General features: G+C 53.1%; 19 protein-coding genes. 9 read left to right on the plus strand and 10 right to left on the minus strand.

Going from position 1 to position 25662, the window contains the following annotated elements:
• The 3 genes from ACXJJX_RS07435 to ACXJJX_RS07445 all read left to right on the plus strand — a co-directional run.
• The coding region (locus ACXJJX_RS07435) for an NHL repeat-containing protein (protein ID WP_456433713.1) at positions 1-648 on the plus strand (648 nt) is incomplete at its 5' end.
• 5 nt (positions 649-653) lie between these two features.
• Positions 654-1604: a UbiA prenyltransferase family protein gene (locus ACXJJX_RS07440; protein WP_456433715.1), complete on the plus strand. Its 951-nt coding sequence runs from the start codon at positions 654-656 to the stop codon at positions 1602-1604.
• Between the two features lie 9 nt (positions 1605-1613).
• On the plus strand, positions 1614-3419 hold the full coding sequence (locus tag ACXJJX_RS07445) for an asparagine synthetase B family protein (protein WP_456433717.1): 1806 nt from the start codon (positions 1614-1616) through the stop codon (positions 3417-3419).
• On the opposite strand, the gene ACXJJX_RS07450 is transcribed toward ACXJJX_RS07445, so the two are convergent.
• Positions 3416-5965 (minus strand): RIFT barrel domain-containing protein, encoded by a 2550-nt coding sequence (locus ACXJJX_RS07450; protein ID WP_456433719.1) that lies wholly within the window; start codon positions 5963-5965, stop codon positions 3416-3418. The genes ACXJJX_RS07445 and ACXJJX_RS07450 overlap by 4 nt on opposite strands.
• Positions 5966-6092: 127 nt before the next feature.
• Here ACXJJX_RS07450 and ACXJJX_RS07455 point away from each other — a divergent pair, with 127 nt between their 5' ends.
• The 4 genes from ACXJJX_RS07455 (at position 6093) to ACXJJX_RS07470 (ending at position 10744) form a co-directional block, all read left to right on the plus strand.
• On the plus strand, positions 6093-6659 hold the full coding sequence (locus tag ACXJJX_RS07455; protein WP_456433721.1) for an acyltransferase: 567 nt from the start codon (positions 6093-6095) through the stop codon (positions 6657-6659).
• Positions 6660-6776: 117 nt separating this feature from the next.
• A complete protein-coding gene (locus ACXJJX_RS07460; RefSeq protein WP_456433723.1) occupies positions 6777-7553 on the plus strand; it encodes a hypothetical protein in 777 nt (258 codons plus the stop codon).
• Positions 7554-9569: a tetratricopeptide repeat protein gene (locus tag ACXJJX_RS07465; RefSeq protein ID WP_456433725.1), complete on the plus strand. Its 2016-nt coding sequence runs from the start codon at positions 7554-7556 to the stop codon at positions 9567-9569.
• A 254-nt stretch (positions 9570-9823) separates the two neighbouring features.
• Positions 9824-10744, plus strand: a complete 921-nt coding sequence (locus tag ACXJJX_RS07470; RefSeq protein ID WP_456433727.1) for a PEP-CTERM sorting domain-containing protein — start codon at positions 9824-9826, stop codon at positions 10742-10744.
• 43 nt (positions 10745-10787) lie between these two features.
• Here the strand turns inward: ACXJJX_RS07470 and ACXJJX_RS07475 are convergent, their stop codons facing one another.
• The 4 genes from ACXJJX_RS07475 to ACXJJX_RS07490 form a co-directional block, all read right to left on the minus strand.
• Entirely contained in the window at positions 10788-13082 is a 2295-nt protein-coding gene (locus ACXJJX_RS07475; RefSeq protein WP_456433729.1) for an efflux RND transporter permease subunit, read from the minus strand.
• Complete coding sequence (locus ACXJJX_RS07480; protein ID WP_456433731.1) at positions 13055-14002, minus strand: ThiF family adenylyltransferase; 948 nt, start codon at positions 14000-14002, stop codon at positions 13055-13057. The genes ACXJJX_RS07475 and ACXJJX_RS07480 overlap by 28 nt, the downstream gene beginning before the upstream one ends.
• 144 nt (positions 14003-14146) lie before the next feature.
• Positions 14147-15520 (minus strand): DUF1302 family protein, encoded by a 1374-nt coding sequence (locus ACXJJX_RS07485; protein WP_456433733.1) that lies wholly within the window; start codon positions 15518-15520, stop codon positions 14147-14149.
• A gap of 65 nt (positions 15521-15585) precedes the next feature.
• Entirely contained in the window at positions 15586-16428 is an 843-nt protein-coding gene (locus tag ACXJJX_RS07490) for an outer membrane lipoprotein-sorting protein (RefSeq protein ID WP_456433735.1), read from the minus strand.
• Between the two features lie 156 nt (positions 16429-16584).
• Between ACXJJX_RS07490 and ACXJJX_RS07495 the strand changes: the two genes are divergently transcribed.
• Positions 16585-17511 carry an N-acyl amino acid synthase FeeM domain-containing protein gene (locus ACXJJX_RS07495; RefSeq protein WP_456433737.1) on the plus strand — a complete coding sequence of 309 codons (927 nt, stop codon included), beginning with the start codon at positions 16585-16587 and terminating at the stop codon, positions 17509-17511.
• A 16-nt stretch (positions 17512-17527) separates the two neighbouring features.
• Positions 17528-17788: a hypothetical protein gene (locus ACXJJX_RS07500; RefSeq protein ID WP_456433739.1), complete on the plus strand. Its 261-nt coding sequence runs from the start codon at positions 17528-17530 to the stop codon at positions 17786-17788.
• Here ACXJJX_RS07500 and thiL read toward each other — a convergent pair.
• The 5 genes from thiL to ACXJJX_RS07525 form a co-directional block, all read right to left on the minus strand.
• A complete protein-coding gene (gene thiL, locus ACXJJX_RS07505) occupies positions 17785-18777 on the minus strand; it encodes a thiamine-phosphate kinase (RefSeq protein WP_456433741.1) in 993 nt (330 codons plus the stop codon). The two genes, ACXJJX_RS07500 and thiL, sit on opposite strands and share 4 nt — an antisense overlap.
• Positions 18778-18979: 202 nt before the next feature.
• Positions 18980-19723, minus strand: a complete 744-nt coding sequence (locus ACXJJX_RS07510) for a YkgJ family cysteine cluster protein (RefSeq protein ID WP_456433787.1) — start codon at positions 19721-19723, stop codon at positions 18980-18982.
• Between the two features lie 8 nt (positions 19724-19731).
• Positions 19732-22962: an efflux RND transporter permease subunit gene (locus ACXJJX_RS07515; RefSeq protein WP_456433789.1), complete on the minus strand. Its 3231-nt coding sequence runs from the start codon at positions 22960-22962 to the stop codon at positions 19732-19734.
• 2 nt (positions 22963-22964) lie between these two features.
• Entirely contained in the window at positions 22965-24146 is a 1182-nt protein-coding gene (locus ACXJJX_RS07520) for an efflux RND transporter periplasmic adaptor subunit (RefSeq protein ID WP_456433791.1), read from the minus strand.
• 32 nt (positions 24147-24178) lie between these two features.
• Positions 24179-25507, minus strand: coding sequence for a TolC family protein (locus ACXJJX_RS07525; RefSeq protein ID WP_456433793.1), 1329 nt, complete (start codon positions 25505-25507; stop codon positions 24179-24181).
• Positions 25508-25662 lie beyond the last annotated feature (155 nt).

Genomic DNA, 25662 nt, shown 5'->3' on the forward strand with positions numbered 1-25662 from the left:
GTCATCGGCCCAGATGGCTTACTCTATGTGGCCGATACCGGTAACAACCGAATCCAGGTTCTGGATAAGACGGGTCGGGCCCTTAAGGTGATTAAAAGATGGGGCCTCTGGGGAGGCTTTAAGAATCCCAGAGATCTGGCCTTTGACCCTTGGGGGCGTCTCTGGGTGGTTGACTGGGGTAACCATTGCCTACGGATCTTTTCAAAGCAGGGGCAACACCTTTTTGACCTTGGAGGCCGGGGAGGGCGGCCAGGACGTTTTTTAAACCCCCTGGCCGTGGCCATAGGGCCCAACGGTTGGGTCTATGTCTCAGATTTTAAAAACCACCGGATCCAGGTCTTTGACCTAAGGGGCCATTTTCTTTTCTTCTTCGGAGGAAAAGAGGGAGAAGGGGGGCTTAAACATCCTTCTGGGCTGGCTATAGATCAGAAAGGGCGCCTCTGGGTGGCAGACTGGGGGAGGCATCAGGTCAAGGTTTTTGGGCCTAAGGGGGATTTTTTGTTGGCCTTTGGAGGTGAAGGTCAAACCCCAGGGGCCTTTTTGAGACCTACGGATTTAGCCTTCGGGCCTCGGGGGCGAATATACGTGGTAGATTCTGGAAACCATCGGATCCAGGTCTTTGAGGTATCTGAATTGTCTGAGGAGTAGTGCTCATGGATTTTAAGGCCTATGTAGCCATTGCCCGTCCGGATCACTGGTTCAAAAACGGATTTATGCTTCTCGGCGTCCTTTTGGCCTTTTTTATAGAGCCGGGTCTGGCCCATGGGGCTTGGTATCTCAAGCTTTTTTTAGCGGTAGTAGCCACCTGTCTGGTGGCCTCAAGCAACTACGTGATCAACGAAATCCTTGACGCCCCCAAAGATGCCCTTCACCCCACCAAAAAGTACCGCCCCATCCCTTCGGGGCGGGTCTTGTTGCCGGTGGCCTACATCGAGTGGCTTACTCTGGCCATCATTGGTTTGGGAATTGCCTATTTGATAAACGTGCCCTTTTTTCTCTCTGCCTTGGGGCTTTGGATTTCCGGGCTGGCCTACAATATTCCCCCTATTCGAACCAAAGATATCCCTTATGTGGATGTCCTTACTGAGTCCATTAATAATCCTTTGCGTCTTTTCCTGGGCTGGTTTGCCCTTATTCCCCATAAGGTGCCCCCTCTATCTCTGATCATCTCCTACTGGATGGCCGGGGCCTTCTTTATGGCCACCAAGCGTTTTGCTGAATACCGGATGATAGACGACAGGGAGGTCGCCGGTAACTATCGGGCCTCCTTTAGATACTACACCGAGGAGCGTCTCCTGCTGAGCATCTTCTACTATGCGGTGGCCTGTGCCTTTTTCTTTGGGATATTTATCATCCGCTACCATCTAGAACTCATCCTTGTGGCTCCTTTGTTTGCCGGTTTCTTCGCCTATTATCTCAAGATAGGCTTCCGGCCCAACAGCCCTGCCCAGCGACCGGAACACCTCTACAAAGAAGTCGGCCTTATGGTCTATCTGGCTGTCTGTCTGGTCTCTTTTGTCTTTCTCCTCTTTACCCGGATACCTGTTCTTTATAAGATCTTCCGGGTCATTCCCTATTCGGTCAACCCCCTCTGGGAATTTTAGGAGAGTTCTATGCCAGGGATAGCGGGATTTTTGCTCAAGGGAGCTCTGAACACCGTTGACTTGATCAAAAACATGGCTCAGGCCATGAGCCAGAGGCCGGATCATCACCTAAGCCTCCATGTCGTCCAGGATAAAGGCCTAGCCCTGGCTCGGGTGGGCCATCCCTTTGCCAACTTGGGGCCAGGGGTAGGACTGGTTGAGGATGAGGAGGCCATCCTTATCTTTGATGGTGAGCTCTATGGGGAGACCACGGAGGGTGATCCCCTCTTGATCTTCCAGGGCCTCAAAGAAGAGGGGGAGGCCTTTCTCGGCCGCCTAAAAGGCCTCTTTAACTTGGCTTTCTTTGATAAAAAGGACTCTTGTCTCCTTCTGGCCAACGATAAGTTCGGTCTCAAGCCCATTTATTATACTTGGTCTCCGGAGGGAGTCCTCTTCGCCTCGGAGGTCAAGGCCCTGTTGGCTTGGCCCCGACTCTCAAAGGAGGTTGATTTCCGGGCCCTGGCCGACTTTTTTTATTACGGTCATCTTCTGGGGGATAAGACCCTTTTCCGCCATGTCCGCCTGCTTTCTCCGGGGAGCATCTTGCTTTTTAAGCCCTCTGGGTCCTGTGAGCTTCGAGCCTACTGGCGTCTGCGGGAGCTTTTTTCTCCGGAGGGCTATCAAGATTTGCCTACCTCTGAGATCGTTTATGCCTTTGGCCAAGCCGTTAAGAGGCGCCTTAAGTTCAGAGAACACCTGGGGATCTCTCTCTCCGGGGGACTTGATTCTCGGGCTATCCTGGCGGCCATGGGGGCCGAGGCCCAAGGGATCCCTTCCTACACCCTGGGGCTTAAAGGGTGCCAGGATGAACGCTTTGCCGCCCTGATGGCCCAGATAGCCGGGACCAGACACACCTTTGTGGAGATCACAGAAGAGCACCTCAAAGATTTTCAGACCTTGGCGGAGACTTTGATCTGGCTCAGCGATGGCATGTACCACCCCCACGAGTCTACTGAGAAAGCGGCCCTGGAATACTTCCAAAGGGCCCCCTTTAAGATCCTCCTGCGAGGCCATGGAGGTGAGATTGCCAAGGCCTCGCTGGCCTATCCGGTTCAGCCGACCGAGGAAGTCTTTGGCCTTGAGGGGAAAGAAGTTATTGACTTTATCTTTTCCCGGGCGAATCTGGTCTTAAGAGATGCCAACCCGGAGGGGCTTTTTGTCTCTAAGGAGCTCAAAGAGGAGCTGGCCATAGCCAGGAGCTCCCTGGAGGAGGTCTTGGCCCCGGTCTCATCTTTGCTTTCTCCGGTTGATCTCACCCTTTATTACTTCATCAAGGAATATATTCGCCGGCAGGCGGTGGCCTCCTTGGCCATCTTCAGAAGCCAAGTGGAGATCAGACTTCCCTTTATGGATGAAGATTTTCTGGACCTTCTTTTAAGGCTTCATCCGAAGAGACGCTGGGCCGGTGAGATCCATGTGGCTGTGGTCCGGCAGTATCAGCCGGCTCTGATAAAGGTCCCCAATTCAAATACCGGGGCCCCCCTTGATGCCGGGCGCTTGCGTCTGCTCCTGACCGACAAGTTTAACTCCCTCTTGAAACGCTTAAGCCTTCCGGGCTTTAGGCACTATACGGAATTTTCCAGGTGGCAGCGGAAATATTTCCGGGAAAGCACTCGCCAACTCCTTTTTGACAAAAGGACCCTTGAGAGGGGAATCTACGATCCTCAAGGCCTTAAAGAAATCTTTGAGGCCCATGTCTCTGGCCAGAAGAACTATGCCCATCTTTTAGGCACCATGGTGGGGATTGAGCTCTGGTTCCGCGACTTCGTTGATTAAAAAGCCAACCAAACCCCCAGGGCCGTGGCCATAACCAAGAAGAGACCAGCCATGATCTTGAGTTTCTTTTTGGCCCGGATCTTCTGGGGGACGAATCTCTTCCTGGCGCCGGGGTCAAAATCCTGATCGAGGGGGATAAGGGGGGCCTTCTTAAGGCTATTCTTGAACCAGCTCCGGCTAAAGCCACTACCCAACACAATGGCCAAGGGGCGGGTGTAGTGCCAGGTCTTAAACGAGAGAAGACCTTCTATACTCCTTGAGAAGAAATATTCGGCCCTTTCTTCAAAAAGATTCCGTTGCTCTTGGTCTTTAGCAAAATAGGCGGCCAAGTTAAAAACCTCGGCCTTTCTTATCTCCTGGGCGGCCCAGGTCTCGGTGGGATATTCGAGAAGCTCGGGTCTGTCCAGATAATAGTATTCGTTTGCCGCCATCCAGCCGGCATAATGGAGAAGGGCGGCCCGGCCGTAGTGGAACATCTCGTCTAGTTGTTGCCATTCGGCCTTTAAGAAGAGATACTTGCCCAGGACCTGGAGAAAGACCAGATAAGACCATCGTTCCTCCGGCCTCTTAAGCCCCAAGGCCTCCGGGACGTCCTGGGGGTGGATACAACGCCGGATGAGTTCTTCGGCCTTCTTTAGATACCCAGGTCTTCCGGTAAGGAGAAAGCCGTCCAAAAGGCAGTTTATGGAGTTCCCGGCTCCTCGGCCTGGCCCGTGATACCAAGGATCTCGAGTCTGGCTGGCTAGCCCGCTGGGGCTGCGATCAAGCCAGGAAAGGACCCTGTAGGGTTTGTCCATATCGATGACGTGATCGGCAAAACTTATAACTGCTTCTTTTGAGCGAGGGTCTCCGGTTAAGAGATAATGTAACAAGAGACCTGAGGAGTAAAGATGTTCATTAGATGGCCCACCTCCAGTAATTCCAGCGTCTTTTGAGTAACAACGGTGGGTGGACCGATGGGCATCTACGTAGTGGAAGGTGTGCCAGAAGAGGCCGTGATTATAAGCCGGCTTGTCTTCATCGGTGTGATAGATGTCTATGTCATAGACGTGGCGGGCTAGCTCGTCGGCCAGCTTAAACCAGCGAACGTCCCCTGAACGCAGAAAATGGACAAGGCCACTGTAAATTACGTCGTATTGGTTGTTGTAGTGGGAGATGAGGGGAGAGCCTGTCTGGTTAAAGGCGTTTTCATGGTCGGCATAAAGATCGCCGAAGTTGCGCCAGCCGTACTCGTCGATGATCTCCCGCTTGGCAAAAAAGGATTGGTCGGCCTCGATGGCCGTCTTGACAATGGCCAGATAGTCCCTTGAGACCTCCTGAGAGGCAGGGGTGAAGAAAAGAACTGCCCCGCTATTAGCCACCCAGGAGGGGTCAACTACCGGTACCAAAGGGGCAGATACCCAACCCAGATCAGGAGCCGGTTGCCCCTGATGGCCAAAAGAAAGCCAGAACGTGTGGGTCTTTCTCTCTCCGGCCTGAAGCTCATGAATATCCCCGTACTGGTGGGGGAAAAGCTCAAGAGTCAGGTCCTCAGTCGTGCTCACTATGGCCTTGGGAAAGTTCTCCCAGAAGTGGGACAATCCCAGGGCCACTTGGGCTCTAGGGCTGAGGAGCCGGATGATCGGCGTGGCCCGTAATCCGGAAAACTCTTCCTTAAGGCCCCGGAGACGATAGCCCCGGAACCTTAAAGGAATTTTACCCAAGCGATTGATGTGATTGCGACTTTGCCAGTTGTCCCCTCCGCTTGAATCCTGGTAGAGCTCAAGTTCCGGGGGGAGGAAGCGGAACTCCTTTTCCGAGGGCTCAGGCTTGATCAGGGCCTCTCTGGCCCCTGGGAGTCTTACGACCAGGGAGAACTCCTTAAAGAACATGGATCCTGGATCACCTAAGTCCCAATAGCCCCCCTTGTGTTGGGCCCGACGGGAATTGTGGAGTTCGGCTTCCATCTTTATGAGGCTGAGGCCGGCGAAGAAGGAGATCCGCCAAGTAAAGCCGAGGTCAAGATCTTGCCTCTGACAGGACAGACGCCCCTTGATGGTGACCGTGGCCCTCAGGGGCCCGGAGGATTCGACGCTGAGCGATTCTTTTTTCCAGTTGGCCGGCTGGCCTTCAGTTCCGAGGAGCCTCCAGAAGGAACAAACCCCGTCAAGATCCCCTTGGGCCACACTTATTCCCCCAAGCCAAAGCCTTTCTGGGGAGAGGCTACAGCGGATGATTCCGGTATCAACGGAGAGCCCCTCTCTGGTCTTTTCTAAGATAAGAGGAGCAAATTTTGGGGGAGTCCCAGGGCCTAGATAGTAAGTGGTTTCTTCATAGGGGCCAATATCGACCAGGAAATCAACTATCACCCACTTGACACTCCCATCAGGCCAAAAGAGGGCCGGCTTCCACTGGGTGGGAATCGCTTGGCTCTGACTGTCCTTGATGGTCAGCTCCCCATCTTTAAAAAGGCCCTGGGGCAGGGGCACCCCCAGGGTAATCGGCTCATCCTTGCGGGGCAGCCCCAGTGGTTCCTTGAACCTTATAGGTAAATAGTCCTTTTCCATTGGTCTCTTTTATCTTCCTCTACTATGTTTGGGGGCGCAAGACCAAGGCCGCCTGGAGTAGATCTATAGCGCCTTAAATTAAGCCTTGCCTGTTTTCTATGGGCTTGGCTAATATTCGGCGGCAGAGATGTCTTTTGTTAAGAGTTTTCTCAATTGGTTTTCGGTAGTCCTGGTTTTTTTACCCTGGCTTAGTTGGCGCCTTGAGCGTCTTTTTTTCTCTCAAAATCGACTCTATCTTTTCTGGGCCCAGGCCTTGGCCTTGATCCCGGGTCTTCCTGGGGCCTTTTTGCGTCGGGCCTACTACTGGCTGGTCTTTCCGGAGTGTAGCTGGGAGTGGGAGATCGGTTTTGGGGCCTTTTTCAGTCAGCCCTGGGCCGTAGTTAAAAAAGGGGTCTATATAGGGCCCTATTCCATCCTGGGAAAAACCATCCTTGAGGAAGGAGTTCTCGTTGCCTCTAGGGTAAGTATCCCTAGTGGCCGCAGACAGCACCGTCGTCTGCCCGATGGAAGCCTCAGCCCGGCAGAAGAAGATGTCTTTGAGACCATCCGCATCGGGAAGTACGCCTGGATCGGGGAATCAGCCGTGGTTATGGCCGAGGTCGGCCGGAGGGCTACGGTGGCCGCCGGGGCAGTAGTCACCAGACCTGTCCCCGACGACACGGTTGTTGCCGGCAACCCGGCCAGACCTCTATAATCCTTTGGCCCTGGGAAGGGGATTTCTGTTTGCTCCCTTAGCCTGAGACTGTATGCTTTAGAAAAAAAACGGTTTTTTAAAAAATCCATGACTTGGTCCTTTTGGATAAGGCCTTTTGTGGTCTTGATATTTATTAATTTATTCTTCTCCGGCTCCCTTAAAGCCTATTGGCGACAGTCTCCGGCCTCTCCGGATCTGGCTCAAAGGCTTCTGGAAGAGGAACTCCGCCAGAAGAAGGGCCTTTCCTGGCATCTTATTTGTGAAGATCTCTCTCTGGGCCGCTGTGTGCTCGTTTCTGAGACCGGAGGCTTTACTCCCCTGGCCACAGTCAATCTGCGCTATCCGGCAGTCCGTGGTCTTCGGCAATCATATCTTGAGAGCAATATCCGCTATTTTCTGGCCGACAAGTTTCAGATCCTCCTTGAGCTCAGGAAAGATCAGCGAAAGCTGGAAGAGGCCAGGCGGCGAACCCAGAAGATTTTAAAGAGTCTGGGAAAGAAAGGAAAACTGCTGGCCGATCGCCTTCCAGGTTATATTTCAGAGGCCCCCATGGGGCTACTTGGCCAAGAGAGGGTGGCCCTTAAGAAGACAGAGAAGAAAAAAAACTCCCAGAACGAGGGTTATACGGTAGCTTTGAGGCGGCCAGAGTCGGTCGTCATCGGGCCGACTCTGGGCCTTAAAGAGTCAAGGAGGTTGGGGCAAGCTGGCAAGGTCATCAACAGGGCCTCTCCTAAGGCCCATGAGGATTATGGCCCAGAGGGGGATTATGGCCTTTTGGGTCGGATCTTTAATTTTCTGGTACTTATCTGGGGTTGGGTCATGGAGAATCTGCTTCTGGTCTCGGTGCTCTTCCTGTTATTTGCTCTTTTACTCTCTATGGCCAGGAGGGTCTAAGTGCTGAGGGGCCTAGTCTTGCTCTGGTTGTTTATCTGTTTTGCCTTTGGTTGTCAGCAGAAGCCAGCCCCTGAGGTCCTTCTCAGCCAGGCCAGAGAGCTTGTTGCCAGCGGTAACTACGAGAAGGCCTACCGGATGCTTCTTCCTTTAAAGGAGCTCATCCCGGATGATCCAGAGCTCTGGTATCAGCTTGGTTTGGTAGAGATCTATCGGGGGAGGCCCTATGAGGCTATCCGGAGTTTGGAGACGGCCCTGGATCTTGACAGAAAAAACCCCAGGATCCTGGTCAAATTAGGCTATCTTTATCTCATAACCGGCTACTATCAACGGGCAGAGTCCCTGGCTCAGGAGCTTCAGAGGATCGATCCGGACAACATTTACGCCCTTTTAATCCTGGGCAATCTTAAAGCCCTCTCCGGTCAACTTGACCAGGCGGAGGCCCTTTTTAAGGAGGCCATGGAAAAGCGGCCTTCTGATTTCCGCTGCTATCTGGAGTTGGGAGATTTTTATCTCCTTAAAGGTGAGCTCAGACGGGCAGAGGTCGCCTATCTTAAGGCCCGGGAGATGGCTCCTGATCGCCCCGAGGTTTACATGGCCCTGGGGAATCTTTACCGCCACGAGGCTCGCCCCCGGAGGGCAGAGGAGGCCTATCAAAAGATGGTTGATCTTGCCCCTTCAGAGAAGGCCCGCTGGAGATACCTCGCCTATCTGGCGGATTTTTATCTGGTCGAAGGCTCTGCCCAGAAGGCCCTTTCTATCTACCAAAAGATATACGCCCAGGTCGGAGTGAATGACTACGATCTGGCGGTCCGTTTGGCCGAGGTGGCCCTTTATGTGGGGGATCTGGAACTTGCTGAAGGGGTCATCAAGGCCCTTTCCCGGGCCTATCCACAGAATTTTGCCGCTCCTTACCTTGAGGGGCACCTCTGCTTGATGAAAGGCGATTACGGAGGGGCTGTTTTTTCCTTCAATCAGGTGGTGGTCATCAATGAGGATGAAAGGGGTCTTTATTATCTTGGGCTTTCCCAGTGGTTGGCAGGCTATCACAAGCAGGCCAAGGCTACGTTGGCCCGGGCCCTGGAGATCAATCCCCTTTCTTACCGTTCTCGGTTCCTTATGGTTCTTCTGGAGATAGCTGATGGCAAGACACCTCCGGCCTCAGGCCTCCTCCCCCTCTTTAAGATCCCCGACCTCCTGCAGGAGGCCCATTATCTTTTGGTCGTAGATCTTATCCGGAAGAAGGACTGTCCTTTAGTCGAGGCCGAGGTCGGAGTAATAGAGGCCCTTTATCCAGAGGCCCCGGCAACCAGGCTCCTTAAGCTGGCTTATATGGTTTCCTGCGGCCGAAAAGACAGGGCTCGACAGGAGCTCAGAGCCTTAAATGACCGGATTCCGGTTGAGGCTCTGGCCCTCTGGGGAGATTTCCCTGAGGAGATTCTTGGTTTGAGTGCTCTTAGGCCCTCTTCTCAGACCATTTTGGCCTCCCACCTTCTTCGGTCTGGGCGTCTGGATGAGGCCGAGTTTCTGCTTAAGGCCGCCCCTGAGCGGCCCTCCCTGCTCTATCTGAAGGCCCTTGTCTCCATAAAGAAAGAGGCCTATCAAGAGGCCGAGGGCCTGCTTAAACAGATCCTCCTTGAGGTCCCTGACTTTGCCCCGGCAGCGGCTACCTTAGGAGACCTCTGCTGGAAGAGGGGGCAGAGGACGGAAGCCCTTAATTATTACCGCCAAGCCGTCAAGTATGCCCCTGAAGAGCCCATCTTTCTCAATAATCTGGCTTGGGCCCTTCTTGAAGCTGGCCACCTTGAAGAGGCTCGCCTTTGGGCGGAGAAGGCAGTCTCTTTTGCTCCCCAGGAGCCGGCCATCCTTGATACTCTGGGTTGGGTTTACTTCCATCTGGACATGAAGGAGGCTGCCAGGGGATATCTGCGACAGGCCCACTCCCTGGCTCCGGAGGACAAGGCCATAAAAAATCATCTCTTGGCCCTGGAAGGAAAGGCTTCTTCTAAAGGGAAGTAAACTTCCTTTTGGAAAAAAACTTCATCACTAGAGAGAAAAAAAATTCCCACCCCTTTTTCGGCTTAGGACAAAAGGGAGACTCTAGGGGGAATTAGAGCCCAAACAACTCCTTTTTTCTTGGCATATCCATTGCTTAAATAAAAAGGCATTGAAGTTTGGGCTGAGGGAGGTGGTAGATGGGGTTATAAGGGGGAGGTCACAAAGATGTTCGTAGGCCAAGAAAATAATACAACATACTAAAAGGAGGTTATTTTATGAAAACAAGGGTTTTGATTTTACTTATGTGCGCTCTTCTGCTGAGCTGGGCCGGGAGCGCCAACGCTCTGTGGATCACCGATCTTTTTGTTGACGTTGGCACTGACTATGATGGCGATCTTAATTCAGAGACTGGTCGCTTTGATACCTTCATGTTCGAAGACAACGCCAAGTCAGAGTACCCTGTCGAGACCAGGGATCTTATCACCGAGGGGACCAGCTTTGTTGATTATGGCAATGTCATTATTAATCATCTGAGAAGTGGTGGTACTTATCTTGACACCGATGATGAAGACATGCGCCATGGAATTGGTGATACTGAGAGCAGCTGGGAGATGACCGTTACCTGGACTGGTCTTACCGGTGAGGTTAATGGTATCTATACCGACCCCAACGGAAACGTTATTGCTTCGGCCCGATATACGGAGGGCGTCTTTACTATGTATTTTGATACCACTCCAGATGCCAGTTTTGGCTCCGATATTGGTCCAGACGATGACTCAGGCTTTGGTGATGGTGACATCGTCATTCAGGGAGTGGTTATCCCTGGCCCTTTAAGCACTGGTACCGCCACCCTTTATCCAGCTCCTGGTTTTACCCTGAGCCGGAACGTCAGCCTCCTTCTTGAGATTACTTCTGTTGACGGAAGCCTGCCGGCTCCGGCTCTGAAGAGCGATACCCAGGATCTTGAATTTCTTGTCGGTCAGAGGTGGCTTCTTTCTCTGGCCACTGAGGCCGGTGCCTCTGGTAATCTTCTCTGGTCCGGCGAAGGCGACGGTGATAACCTCACCATTCTTCGGGGCTCTGGTACGGGTTCTTTCCAGCTCCACGCTATCCCCGAGCCGGCTACTCTGCTTCTTGTGGGAAGCGGTCTTCTCATGGGTGGCCTTGGGGCCAGAAGGAGGAGCAAAAAGGCCTAGCCCAGCCCGAGATTAATCTTAAGGAATTTAAAGAAAGGGGAGCCTAGGCTCCCCTTTCTTTTTGGTAAGAAAGGATGGCCGGCAGGAGAAAGATATCGGCCAGGAAGGCCACCAGCATGATTGTCGCCGAGAGGAAACCAAACTGAACCGTGGGGACAAACTTGGAAAGCACCAAGATCCCGAAGGCCACCACCAGAACCACGGAGGTAATAGTTACGGCTACTCCTTTGGTGGCAAAGGTTCCGGTCAGGGATTTGGTCACCGAAAGGCCAGTTCGTCTCAAAAGCTGGTATTGATTTAAAAAGTGGATGGTATCGTCAACAACGATACCAATGGCCACGGCCGAGATGGTTGCCGTAGAGGTATTGAGGGGGATTCCGGTCCAGCCCATAAGGCCGAAGTTGGTGATAAGGGGCAAAAAATTGGGGGCCAAGGCAATGATTCCCAGGGATAAAGATCGAAGGGCCAGGAAGATGAACCCGAAGACTATGGCCCCGGCGATAGTCAGGCTCTGGGTCTGGGAGGAAACGATGTCTTTGATCACCCGGGTGTTGAGATAGGTTTTGCCTGTGATCTCGATGGTAATCCCCTGGGCCTGGGGGGCGATTTTTTCTTTAACGAATTGCTTGATGGCCTCGATCTCTTTCTCAAGCTCTGAGGAGTTGTGGAGGATCGTCCGGGCCGATATCCGGGCCCAGCTATGGTCTTCATCTAGAAAATGATTAAGCTCTGTGCCGCTGTAGAGAAGGAGATACTGGGCGATGAGCTCCCTGGTTTCCGGTAGACGGTAGTACTGGGGGTGGTCGTCGTGGAAGGCCTGATTCATCTGCTTAAGAAAGTCATGGGCCCCGATGACCTTACTGAAGGCTTGGCGTCTGGCCAGGAAGGAGCTGATTCTTTCCAGAAGGACTAGGTTCTTCGGCTCTAAAAAGGCCTCTGGTTCTTCGGCTCTAAGGGAGATTTCAATGGTCTCAGAGCCTCCCAGGTGGGCATCTACGAACCGGGCGGCCTCTCTGATAGGGCTTTTTTCTTTGAAGAATTCAAGGAGATTGGTCTCAACCTTTATCTGGCTGGCCCCCCAAAGGGAAAAGACCACCACTCCGGTGGTCAGAAGGATGATAATCAGCCGACCCTTGAGGATGAGCTCGGAAAGTGAGGCGGCCTTCTGGAGAAGGCTATCGTTGTGGATGAAACTCCGCTGTTTTCCGGTCTCCCGGCCTATCCACGGCAGAAGCATGACCAGGACACTAAAGGTAAGGATGAATTCGATCATCATCCCGGCGGCGGCCGAGAGCCCAAAGTGCCTGATGGCTGGTATCCGGCTGGTGACCAAGGAAAGAAAGCCTGCGGCTGTGGTAAGACTGGTTAGAAGACACGGTTTCCAGGATTCTCGTACGGCCTCGACAATATGGGTTTGGGTGTCCCTTGGGCTCCGGGTGGTTTGGCTGAGGTAAAAGCGACTTGTGAGATGAACTCCGTCGGCCAGGGAAAGGGCCATTATCAGGGGGGAGAGAATGGCGGTCATCGGGCTCATGGCTCCGCCGACCAAGTTAAGGACGGCCATGGTCCAGATGAGAGAAAGGGTCATGACCAGGAGTATCCCGGACACGGCTCTCAGACGTCTTAAAAACAGATAAAGGAGAACGGCCATCAGGATGTAGGTCAAGGGAATGAAGATGGCCAGATCGTGGTTCATATAGGAGGCCATCTTGACGTCGATGACCGGCCAGCCGGCTAGATGAAGTTCAGGGGCCTCAGGGAAACGAGCCTTGAGCTCTTCGATGGTTTTCTCCACAGCCTTAAGTAACCTGGCTTCCAGGTCTTCGTCCTCACCGTGGAAGGCCGGTCGGATGACGATCATAGTGGCCCGGGCGTCGGCCGAGACGAGGTTTCCTCGGATAAGGGGATTCTTGAGGGCCCGCTCCTTGATCCACTCAAGCCTAGAGACTTCCTGAGGGATCTCCTCTCCAATCAAGGGTTCGACGACAAAGGTCCCCTCGGCGCCGCGGATATCCTCTACATTGGTCAGGCTGAGGACATCTTCCACCTCGGGGATCTCCTCAAGGGCCTTGGTGAGGGCCTCAATGAAACGAAGGGTCTCCGGGGTAAAGAGTTTTTCGCTATGAAAGGCGATCCCCAGAGCATCATCGGCCCCAAAGACCTGACGGAATTCCTCGTAAAAGAGTCTTTTTTCATCCTTGGGGACAATGGCCTCGGTGGAGGTGACCACCGGAAGGGTGAGATAGAAGTAAAGGGCCCCTAAGGTGATCAGGACCAAAATCAACAGAAGGGGCCGCCTTTCAGTGAGGACTAGCTTGAAATAGGAGCCGTACTGCATCTTGCTCCTCGAGTCTTTCGAAACCGTCTGATGAGGATCTTTATCATCAGACGCTGAATGGGATTGCGGTTGCCCAAGAAGAGATAGCCCCGGCGGATCTTCATCCGGTAAAGATCCAGCTGATGGAACCAGGGTACGGGTTTGAGCCCAGGACGTCCGAGAACGATGCGCACCGTTTCCATGGCCGCCATGGCACTACAGAGCATGCAGGCGATCACACTAGAAGGACCTCTCTGGGCCTTGATGTCCACGTAAGAGAGATCCATGTATCGCAGATGGGTGGGGCGGGGGGCCAGACCTACGGCAAAGGAGGCTAGCTTTTCCAGATCATCCATCCCCTCTCTCACTCCAAAATAGCGGTCGAAATCAAGACCGCGGTCTGGGGCAAAGACGAGAATGGCACAGCTGAAGCCCAAGGGAGCGGCAACCACCACTGGGATACTCCTCCTGCGGGCCTCAAGATAAAGGCGGCGGCGGAGATCGAAGTTGAAGAAGTCTATGCCGTCGATGACAACACTTACCCCGTCTAGAAACTGATCCAGGTTCTCAGGAGATATCCCTTGGGGGAAGCGTTCCACACTCAAATAAGGGTTTATGCTCAGGGCCTCTTCGATCATCACCTCCAGCTTGGGGCGTCCGGCACTAGCGGCCTTGGCTCCATATTGGCGATTTATATTGTGGGGCTCGAAGGTGTCGAGATCGGCCAACTTAAAACGGCCGACCCCACTTCTGACCAGAGCGATAAGGTGCCCACCTCCCACACCTCCAAGCCCGGGGATGGCCACGGTAGTCTCTTTAAGCCTGAAGAGTTCCTCGGAGCTGACCAGCCCCAAACAGCGAGAAAAGGCCTCCTCCCAAAAGGCCCTTCCGCTCTCTATCCCGAAACGTTTGAGGTTGCTGAAGAGAAACTCTCTGTCCATCTTTACCGGAACACCCCAAGAGGCTATGCCTAAAAGGACCCGGCCTTATCTCAAGCCCTCAAATGAGGGCTCTGGTCCTAGTAACTCATCGGCAAGCTGAAGATTTTTTTGATTCCTCTCTTCAGAAGTCTTGGGCCCTGTTCTTTATAAGATCACCTTCAGGCCTAGATAGATGTCATCGTTGTTGTCATAGAGGTCGAGAAAGGTATCCGGGGGACCGTCTATCAGGTGGAGACCGAAGAAGATATGCAGGTTATCGTTGATCTTGTAGATCACCTCTGGGTTGGCGTACCACATACGGTTGGTGAGATCGTAGCTTACATCCAGACGGATCTCCAGCCGGTCTTCAAACCATGGCCAGGAAAGACGACCGAAGAGAGAGCTGTCCAGTTTGGGTTCGAAAAGGATTCCCTCGGACCAGGCCAGTATCCTTTGCTGGAGGAACTGAAGGTTTAGATAGAGCCCGTTGGGCCAGGTGCGGTCGATTCCGAGGATATAAGCCCAGGATGGTTTGCGGATGCCGGTTAGATCCTCCTTGAGAAGGACGCGATCGGTCTGGTAGAGAAACTCTCCTCTAAGCCCAAAGTCTCCCCAAGTGGTTTCAAACTCGAACCCATAGAAGCGATTTCTCGGCTGGCCGATGATGATCTCATTGCCGGCAATGTTTAGGTGGCCTATCTGGGCCAGGAGATCGGCCAAAGGGTTGGTGGGTCGGGTGACCCGGAAGCCTTGAAGGGGGAACCTGCGGACAAAGGGATAGGGGGAACGGCTGTGGGCGTTGAGATAACTTATCCCCAAATCAATTTGGCTCCAGGTTCCTGTGATCCGGAAGCCCCATTCCGAACGCCTGAGGGACCAGCCGTGATCACCTACAGAGGCCGAAAGGCCGGCGGCCCAGCCCTTAAGCGCCGAAGGCACCTGGGGGCTGTGGGCAATGGCCTCCTTGAGATGGTCAAAGTTGGCCCAGTCTGAGCCGAATTGATCCCTTTCGTGGGCTTCATCTGTGGGGGAGAAAAGGATCTCAATGTTCAGCCCCACAAAATAATGGCGGTAGCGAATGAGGAAGTTGGGGCGTTTTCTTTCTTCTAGGCGTAGATACATGAGCTGACGGAGATCCTGGGGATTGACGTTATCTACCAGGCTTATCTCGTCGGCCTTGCCCCAGCGCACGAACTGTTTCCCTACCCGTAACTCCCAATCCTCTCCCTGTAGGCCAAGATAAGTCTCCCAAATCCAGTAATCTGTCTCCTCATGGCTCAAGTCATTGTGGAAGGCCAGACGGTCTATGCGCAGGGAGGCCTTTCCAAAAAGAGCCCCTGGCCCCAGCCAGGAGAGCTCTACAGTGCCTGTTTGCTGGTCAACGGCCCGGTCTTCGGGGCGGCGATCATGTTTTAAGTCTATAGCCCCTCTGGCCCAGAAGGTGGCTTTGATCTCCAGGGGGAGATCAAAGGAGACAGCCCTGCAGGGGCTTCCAAGCCCGAGGATGACCAAGACCAGCAAGGAGAAAAAGAACCTCAACCCCAACCTCCCTATGCTTTTGGCGCCTTGTAGCATTTTTGGGGCAGGTTGCAAAGGTCTTTGGCTTACTTAGGCCTTTTAAGGAGCTTAAGACTCTTTTCCAGGGAGCGGACGGTGAAAAGGTCTTTTCTTAGGCCCTGGTTGTAGGCAATCTCCTTGACCTCGATTGTCGTTTGGTGCCCTTTTTTAAGATCTTTCATCTCTCCGACCATTACCGTCCAGATGCCTTGGATCTTTTTAAAATGTTTGGCTTGGTAAACCTTACGCAGTCGGCCCTTTTTATCGTAGTATTCCGCCTTAACCGGTAAGAAGCCATCTTTGGTAATCCATTGGGTGAATCGGCTGTATTGGGAATCTTTGGCCTTTTTGGGGCGGCTCTCCAGGAGCCAGCATTCGGTCCCAAGGTAGTTTTCTTCTCCCAGGAGCTGGTGTTCGTACTTGTCTGGATGGTGACGTTCCATGTCCTCGTAGGTGAAATCTGAGCCCACGAACCGCTGGAATCTGAAAGAACCAGCAATTCTTCTTGAACGCCTTAAGGCCGGAAGATACAGAAACTGTTCTTCCCGGCCGTTGTCCTGGGAAATGGAGAGGAACGAAGTTCCGGCGATATCCTTGGGAGAGACAAAGACGATCAGGGTCTTTAGGCAATCTCCCTCATCCCTGGTGGCGATATACATCTCTCGGATTCTTTCTTTTCCTCTTCGGTCAATAAGCTTCATGATGGCTTGGGCCCGGGAATCCTTTCCTACGTCGCGCTCATAGACAAATTTTGCTAGTTCATAGCCATTTTTTGGCTCAAGAGACCAGCTAGGACCGGTGGGAATAATCCAGAGCAGGGCCGCCAGAAGAAAGAAACCCTTCCATAACCTCTGGATAGGGGCCGATTCTTGGAGATTTTTATTCTTCATGTTCTTGCCCCCTGTCATTTTTTTGTTGATTTTTGCCGCTATTGGTACTTTAAAGGCCATTTAAGTAGTTAATTATATGTATCCTAATTTGGCCTCGAGTTTGCAAGAGGACGGTAGCGAAGAAAGTGCCAAAAAACAATCGTGGAGGAAGAGGCAATGATTAAAGCTGCTACTATTCATAATACCGATCAATATATAAATAGAAAGAAAGAACCTTGGCCAGTGCGGCGGATGCGCAAATCTGGTATGGTAAACGGCCTTAGAGAACCCGTAAAGGTGGTTCTGGCTCAGGACATCAAATCCTTTCAGGATGGCTTCTCTCTGGTCCACAAGAGATATGTAGACGTAGGGATGATTGACCCCCAGCCCAACGGTCTCTGGATCACCCCTTATCATGCCCTTCCTACCACGAGAGTCTGTGTGGCTTACGACACCAGGGGAAATCCCTTGAGCACAGCTACCTTGATCATAGACTCTCCCCTAGGGCTTCCGAGCGACAAAATCGCAGATTACAAGACAAAGATAGACCAGTTGCGGGCCAGAGGGCGAAAAATCGCTGAATTTTCTTCCCTGGCGGCCATCCCCAACATAGAGGGGCGCAATGGTCTTCTGCATGTCTTAAGGCTTCTTACCAAGTATGCCTTCTTTGAAGAGGTGGACGATCTGGTGGTCTCCGTCCACTACAAGCACAGTCTCTTCTACGAAAGAATCCTTCTCTTTGAACGTCTGGGCGAACCAAGGCCCCATCCTGTCTTCAACGATGCGTTGGCCATTCTGGAACATCTGGATCTCAAAAAGGCCCCCGAAAAGTACAAAAAGGAATACTCAAAGGCCTCTCCTGACTGCGATCTCTATACCTTCTTTACCTCCTGTCGAGAGGGAGAAAAAGAGCTCATTGAGAGCTCAAGGGGCATGGATTGGGAGACCTTTCGCTATTTTTACCTTGAGATGACCGATTTTTACTGGCGCTTTGACGATGGTGTTCGGAAATACCTACAGAGGATTTTTCCCCGACTCAAGGAAGTAGTCCCACCCGATAAAAGGTACCAAGAAATACCAACTGTAGGTCCTTACCTACATTAAAGGAGGTGACGATGAGATGCTCGGTATCTCTGGAATCTTTACCTCCATAGATGATTTGCGGGGATTTATGCTTGGGGCGCTCTTGGTTATCCTGCTTATCTTGCTTCACATCCACTTTAGTCTTCGCTGTGAGGTCTTGCGGATCCGGGGTAAAAGGGACACGGCTCGCGTCTGCCGACTCATCTACACTATTGTTGAGGCCGGGATCATCTCTGTGATCCTCATGAACTGGTCGCTCTTCCAGGCCCTGGTAAGGGGCCGGATGGCCCTTCCCTAAACGGTTGACCTCCTCCTTTGCGCGACAGACTTTTTGTCTGCCGCGCCTCTTTTTTTAAAGTGGTCGTAACCGGCAAAGCTGATGTTTCTTCTTTTGCCCTGATTGTCGATCAGGATCGGATGATCACCAGGGACAATTCGGCCTATAGGATAGGCCCCTAAGGCCTGGACCCGATCGCTTTTTTCTTCCGGAACAGTAAAAAGTAGGCGGTAGTCTTCCCCACCTGCCAAGACATAGAATAATGGAGGGTGTTCCAGGGGAAGAAGATCAAGCTCCTCTGGATAGGGGATAAAGGAAGCGTGGATCTCGGCCCCTACTTGGCTGGCCCGGCAGAGACGGAAGAGATCAAGACCCAGACCATCCGAGATGTCGATCATGGCCGAAGCCAGGCCCTCTTCCGCCAGCCTTTGGGCTACATCCAGCTCGGCTAAAGGGTCCAGGTGGGCCCTGAGGATGTTCTCGGGGACGCGAAGGCCCTTTTTAAGGAGCTCAAGGGCGGCTCCAGAGGCCCCCAAGGGGCCGGAGACGTAAATTATCTCCCCTGGAGAAGCTCCTTGGCGATAAATAGGGGCTTGGCCCTGGGGCCTCCCGATCACCGTAAGCCCGAGACCAATCCTTTCGGCCTTGACAGTGTCTCCTCCGATCAGACAAGCTCCGGCCTCTTTGAGTCTCGAAAGAAGCCCCCTGGCCAAATCCTCGGCCTCTTTTAGGGAACGTCCCAGAGGCCACTCCAGATTCAGGGTGGCCCAAAGGGGGCTTCCGCCCATGGCCGCGATGTCACTCAGATTGACTGCAGCCAACTTCCGACCCAGATGGTAGAAATCAAAATAGGTCAGATCAAAGTGGACCCCTTCAAGCAAGGTATCCGTGCTGATTAACAGGGTGGCCTGATCGATCTTCACTACCGCGCAGTCGTCTCCAGGGCCTTTAATGACCTCCTCAGGAAAGGATCTTGGAGTAAACAGGTGTATCAGGTCAGCTTCGGTCATGGTTTGATTTTGAACTCGAGATGTCTGGTTTTTTATTATAGAAATCCTTGTTTGTTCAACTTCTTAGAAACTAAAGTCATACACTACTTATTTTGTCTTTGAGGGCCAGCCTCTTTAAGGGCTTGACTTAAAATGAATCCAGGGTCCTTGGGAGGCCTCGTTGAAAAGCCGGCCTGATAAGCTAGTGGAGGTGGGGAGATAGCTAGCCCTTTTCCAAGGCCTCTTTAAAAACCGTCTTTTTGAGCCAGTTGAAGCCGAGTTTAAGGAGCTCGGTTTCCTCCGAGAGGCCCTTTTCTATGGTTTCAGGGGCAAAGCCGTATCTTGAAGCAAAGTCCTGTTGGCGGACAATCTCCACAAAACGGTCCGGGAGATAGCAGGCAGTATAGATGGCGTCAAGATCATCGGCCGAAAGAGGGCTGTCGGCCATCTTCTGGCGCAGGAGGATGAGTTCGCCGAAAAGATCATTCATCTCGTGGTAGGGCAGAAGGCCTTGGTCTTTGATCCAGTCTCGCACCCTCCAGAGGCGGTCTTCAAAGTGGCCCTCACAGTGGCTTTCCCGAACAATTTTATATCTTTCGATGATCTCTCCGGTCTTTCGGTTCCTCATGGTGAAACGGGCTAGCGGATAGGCCCGGCAGGAAGAGGGTCGGTCCTGATAAACACTACAGCCCTCCGGGGTGACGAAAGGGCAGGTAAGATCGGCCTTCATCTTCAGCCGGACCACGGGAATCTGGGTCAGATCGCCAAGGTGCATATCTGTGTATTCTTCCAGGAAACGGGCCGGGGGCAGGCCAAGGGCCTTTCTCAGCCTCAGGGCGTCATAGGGGCTCAAGACGAGAGTGACATCGTGGCAGCAAACGTTAAAACACTTAATCCCTGGATAACAGGCAAACTTGAATTCATCATCTGGCCCGAGATCCTGTCGGCTTAAAATTGGCTTATGCATGATTTCTCCTAAAGCACTAGTCGCCTCTCAGCCTTAATACGATGATCTAGATAATACAAGATGGGAACGACCATTCGGGAAAAGAGGGTCGAGGCTACCTCACCGGCCATCAGGCTTATGGCCAAGCCTTGGAAGATAGGGTCAAAGAGGATGACAAATGACCCCACCACCACCGACATGGCTGTAAGGAGCATGGGACGGAAACGAATAGCTCCGGCGTCGATAACTGCTTCAGCCAGCGGCATCCCTTGGGAGAGCCGGAGTTCAATAAAATCGGCCAAGATGATCGAGTTACGAACGACAATACCGGCGCCAGCTATAAAACCGATCATGGAGGTGGCCGTGAAAAAGGCCCCCATGGCCGCATGGGCAGGAATAATCCCGATGAGAGAAAGTGGTATTGGGGCCATAATTACCAGCGGGGCAGAATATGACCTGAACCAACCCACCACCAGCATGTAAATGAGGATCATCACCGCTCCAAAGGCCAGTCCCAGGTCCCGGAAGACCTCATAGGTGATATGCCACTCCCCATCCCACTTGATAGCCCACTCCTTCTGAGAGAAGGGGAGGTGGGTCCAGTAGAGCTTGACCGGGTAACCATCTGGGGCTTTAAGCTCCTTGATGAGCTCATTCATCTTGAAGATGGCGTAGATAGGGCTCTCCGCCTTGCCAGCTACGTCTCCGGTAACATAGACCACCGGATGAAGATTCTTATGATATATGGGGTGGGGGACCACCGACTCCTCTATCCTGGCAATTTCAGAAAGAGAGACCAGCTTCCCGCTCTCTGAGCGTACCTTGAGGGAAGAGAGCTCAGGGAGGCCTGAGCGTTGTTCCCGGGGATAGCGGACAATTATGTAAACGTCTTCTTTGGCCTCTGGATCATGAAGCAGGCCAACCTTTTCTCCCCCTAGGGCTGCCCGGAGAACCTCGTTCACCCGGGCCGGGAGCACCCCCATGGCCACTGCCTTGTCCCTTTCGACTACAATACGGTATTCCTTCTGGGGATCGGTCATATACCAATCGACATCAACTACCCCAGGGGTCTTTTCAAATATTCGGAGGACCTTTCTGGCCAGTTCGATCTGCTTTTCATAATCAGGGCCATAGATCTCGGCTACCAGGGTCTGAAGCACTGGCGGACCAGGGGGAACCTCAGCTACCTTGATCCGGGCTCCGTATTTTTGGGCAATTTCTGTCAGCCCGGGGCGGACCCTTTTGGCGATGTCGTGGCTCTGGAGTTCCCGTTCCCCTTTGGGCACCAGATTTACCTGGATATCAGCCACATTGGGGCCAGTTCGCAGATAATAGTGCCGGATGAGGCCGTTGAAATTAAAGGGGGCCGAGGTGCCGGCATAAATTTGGTAATCAGTAACCTCTGGCTGGCTCAGGAGATAGTTGCCAAGCTCTGTAGCCACCCGGGTAGTTTCCTCAAGGGTTGTGCCTTCGGGCATATCAACGATGACCTGGAACTCACTCTTGTTATCGAAGGGAAGCATCTTTACATAGACAACCTTAAAGTAGATCAGAGAGCAGGCCCCCAGGAAAAGGGTCCCCACCAGGAGGAGGAAACCCCAACGCCAGCGCCAATCCCGGATGAGGTGGCCCATCATCCACCGGTAGTAACGAGTGAAAATGTCCTCTTTTTCCTTCTCGAAGATCTTTCCCTTGCGGCCCAGGAAGTGGTAGGCCGTCCAGGGAGTGATGACAAAGGCCACCACCATGGAGAGCAACATGGCTACCGAGGCCCCGATGGGCATAGGACGCATATAAGGCCCCATGAGCCCCCGGACAAAGGCCATCGGCAAAATGGCCGCGATAACAGTAAAGGTGGCCAAGATAAGTGGACTGCGGACCTCATTGACCGCTCCCACAATGATGTCCTTAAGAGGACGGCCACGATTCTCCGGGAGCCTCAGGTGGCGGACAATGTTTTCAACGTCGACAATGGGGTCATCAACTAGGATTCCAATACAAAAAATGAGGGCAAAAAGGGTTACTCGGTTGAGGGTGTAGCCGTGGAAATAATAGATAAAGAGGGTGATGGCCAAGGTGACCGGTACAGCCACCAAGACTACCAGCGAGGCCCTTACCCCCAAGAAGAGGGCAATCAGGACCGCCACCGAGACGGTGGCGATCAGGAGATGTTCGATGAGCTCGTTTGATTTCTCTCGGGCAGTCTCGCCATAGTTACGGGTCACCGTTATCTGAACGTCATCAGGGATAAGATGACCCCTTAACTCCTCGATCTTCTTTAAGATCTTCTCGGCCAGCCAGGTAGCATTTTCCCCCTTTCTTTTGGAAACAGCCAGCGAGACTGCCGGATAAAGCCTCCCGGGTTCAGCCGAGATTCCCTTGGCCTCCGCCGCCGGGCCAGCGGCAAAGAGTACGTAATCGGCCGGCTCTTGAGGCCCATCAATAATATGGGCAATATCCTTGAGAAAAACCGGATGCCCCTTGATTACCTTGACCACAGTTTCCTCAAGGTCCTTCTTGGTGGCCAGGAAGTTGTCCAGACGGACGGAAAAAGAATAGTTCTGGCGAGAGAACTCACCCGCCAAACGGGCTTGATTCTGAAGGCGGATGGTCTGAACAACATCGGCCAGATCAAGCCCTAAGGAGTAGATCTTCTCAGGCTCAAGAAGGACCCTCACCTGACGCCTGAGGCCCCCCTTGATAAAGGTCTCCGATATCCCCGGGATATTGCGAATCTCGTCGTCAACCTGGGCCACAAGACCTCTTAAGGTGTAGCCGTCATAACCGGGCCCCCAAAAGGTGAGGACAACGATGGGGACATCGTCTATGGAGCGGGGTTTAAGCAAGGGGGTAGAACACCCCGGGGGTATCCAATCAAGATGCTGATAGAGTTTGTCGTAGGTCTTGACTAGGCTCTCCTCAGTATCTTCCCCTACATAGAACCGGACAACCGTAAGCGCCCGACCATTTTCAGCCGTAGAGTAGATATACTCTACCCCGGGAATCTCCCAGAGGAGTTTTTCCATAGGGGAGATGACCCGGGTCTCTATCTCCTTGGCCGTGGCTCCAGGCATCTCCACGAAGACATCGATCATAGGGACAACGATTTGAGGCTCTTCTTCGCTGGGGGTGTTGAGGATGGCAAAGAGCCCCAGGAGAAGGGTCATGAGGATGATAATCGGAACCAGTTTGGAATCGACAAAAGCCGCCGTGATCTGGGCAACTAAGCCGTGATCTCTCGATTTGTGGTGGTGATCCATGGTTATCTACCCGCTAAGATATCGCCTTCTTGGATGTGATCGAGATCGCCCTGAAGAATGACCTCGCCAGGGTTGAGGCCAGAGAGGACCTCCACGAAGAGCCCTTCCCTCATATGGCTAGCCTCAGCAGGGACAGGGGAGGGCAAAAAGCCCCCTTCGGTCTGGATATAAGTGTGGCCAGTCTTTATGAGACGAAGTCTAATTATTTGGTCATTGCCGACTACGTAGACGGCAGTAAGAGCCCCCCGTCTGACCACTGCCTTCCAGGGGATGAGAAGGGACTCCCTGGTTTCAAGAGGGATGAAGACCCGGCCGAAGAGCCCAGCCTTAAGCCCCAGGGAAGGAAGAGTCACCTTGAGGCGAAAGGTGCGGGTCTGGGGCGAGACGTGATCAACTACGACCTCCACCGGGGCCTGAAAGGTTTTGCCCAAATGGGGGATAGAAACGGTGATATCCTGGCCTTCGGAGACCTTAGAAAGGAGCGACTCGTCGACCTCGGCCACCAGCCAGAAGCCGGCCTTAAGATCATCAAGGTAAAGAAGAGGTTGGCCCATATTGACGAAACTGCCTTCATCTACTAGGCGTCGGGCCACGATGCCTTCTGTCGGAGCAGTGATCCTGGTGTAGGGCAGAAGGGCCTCGATGGCCTTGATTTGGGAGAGGGTCTCTCTTTCGCGTCTTTTAAGAGCCTCGACCTGACTTCTGAGGGAGAGATATTCGGCCTGGGCCCTTTCAAATTCTTCCTTGGTTGCGGCTTCCTCTCTGAAGAGGCGCTGGAAACGCTCAAAATTACTCTGGGCATAGGCTAGTCTGGCCGAAAGGGCCTCCTTTTCCTTGATGAGGGCCTGCCGGGCCTGCTTGAGGGCCAGGATGCGTTCCCGAATTTCTCGGTCATCTATCCGGAGGAGGAGGTCTCCTTTGGCTACCTGATCTCCCTCTTGAACGGCCATCTTGGTCACATAGCCTGAGACCTTTGAGGAAAGAATGATCTCGTTTCTGGCCTCCACCGTGCCCGGAAAGCTTCGAAAATCCTGGACTTGATATTTACCGACACTTACGGTCTCTGCGGTAACGGCCTTGCCCTTGAGGGAGGCGGTCTTTTCTTCCTTAGAGCCACCGCAGGCCGAAATGATCAGCAAAGTCAATAAAGTGATCCCACTCCAGAGAACAAATTTAGCTTTCATACCCCTGATCCCTTTTTCTTTTATTAAAGAGGTTATTGATGTTTTCCCTCTCCAGGCATTCTTTGGGAAAGGGCCCCTGCTGAAAGGAGGCCAGCAGTGTAGCGGAGTCTAGACCAGGCCAAGCGCCAGGAATATAGGGCCTCTAGGTGCTCAAGACGGGCCTTTTTCAAGGCTGTCTGGGCATCGAGAAGTTCGGTGATAATCGTCAGGCCTTGACTATAACGTTTCTCGACGATTCCAAGCCCTTCTTGGGCCTGGGAGACAGCCTTTCTGGTCACTTCCACCTGGGCCCTGGCGGTCTCCAGATTAAGAAAGGCCTCTCTTACCTGATGCTTTATTCTCTGAAGGATGTCTCTTTGTCTGGATTCGGCCTTGAGGAGCTCGGCCCGGGCCTTCCTCAAGGCCGAGACATCTCCCAGACCTTTAAAGAGATTAAAGTCCGCCCGGGCGATGACCGTCCATGCATCCCCCGAGGGATCTCCAAAACCGGCGGTATTGTATTCATAGATACCCTGAAGATTTAGGGCCGGCAGGAATTCCATCTTGGCCCTCTTGACTCGCCACTTAGCGGCCTCGGTCAGAAGGCCAAAGAAGCGGGCCTCAGGACGCCTCTCAAGGGCTACCTCTGTCCACTTGGTGAGGTTAAAGCCCTGGGGGTTGATCTGGGATTGAGGACGTTTGGGCTCCCAGAACTTCTCCGGAGGGGTACCCATGGCTAGATTGAGGGCCGAAAGGGCCACTTGGATCCGGTTCCGGGCGGCAAGTTCCTCCTTTTCTAAGGAGGCCAGGTAGACCTCGGCCTGGAGAAGGTCACTCTTGAGGGCCGAGCCTGCCTGATAACGGGCCGAGACGGTCTTCAGATTGGCCCTGGCCGTCTCCAGGGCCATCTTGACCACCTCATGGGCGTCTATCGAAAGGAGCCAATTCAAAAAGGCCTCTTCAACCTGGAGCAGGACCTGCTGCCTAGTCTGCTCCAAGGCCACCAAGGCCATCTCCTTCCTGATACGGGCCAATCTATAGTTGGTGATCTCTTCCCCTCGGTTGAATATGGGCTGGGTGATAATGAGTTCGGTGCGTAGGTTGGTAAGGGGGGATGGATGATTGAGACGTTCAAGGGCAAAGTCGGCCTGGTGAAAGTCTTCCTGGGAAAGCTTGGCAGAGAAGACCTGGGGAGGACTGTTTGAACGGATATAACTCTGAGAGAGATCCAACCGGGGCCAAAAGCGGCTTTTGGCCAGGGAGACGCCGGCCTGGGCTGCCTTGGATTCGGCCTCAGCCGCCTTAATAAGGGGATTGCCCTTTAGGGCCAGCTCCTTGGCCTCTTCAAGACCAAGCTTCTGCCCTAGGGCCGGAGATACCATCAGAAGCACCAAGAACAGGGGAAAGAATCGGGAAAGACGCATGGCCCATTCATTCCAGATCCTATCCGAAGTGTCAATGCAACTTATGGGGAGAATAAGATAACAGGAGAAAAAAACAGTTAATGAAAGAGATTAAGGTCTTCAGGGGCCAGTTT

It is taken from the genome of Thermosulfuriphilus sp. (assembly GCF_054026695.1).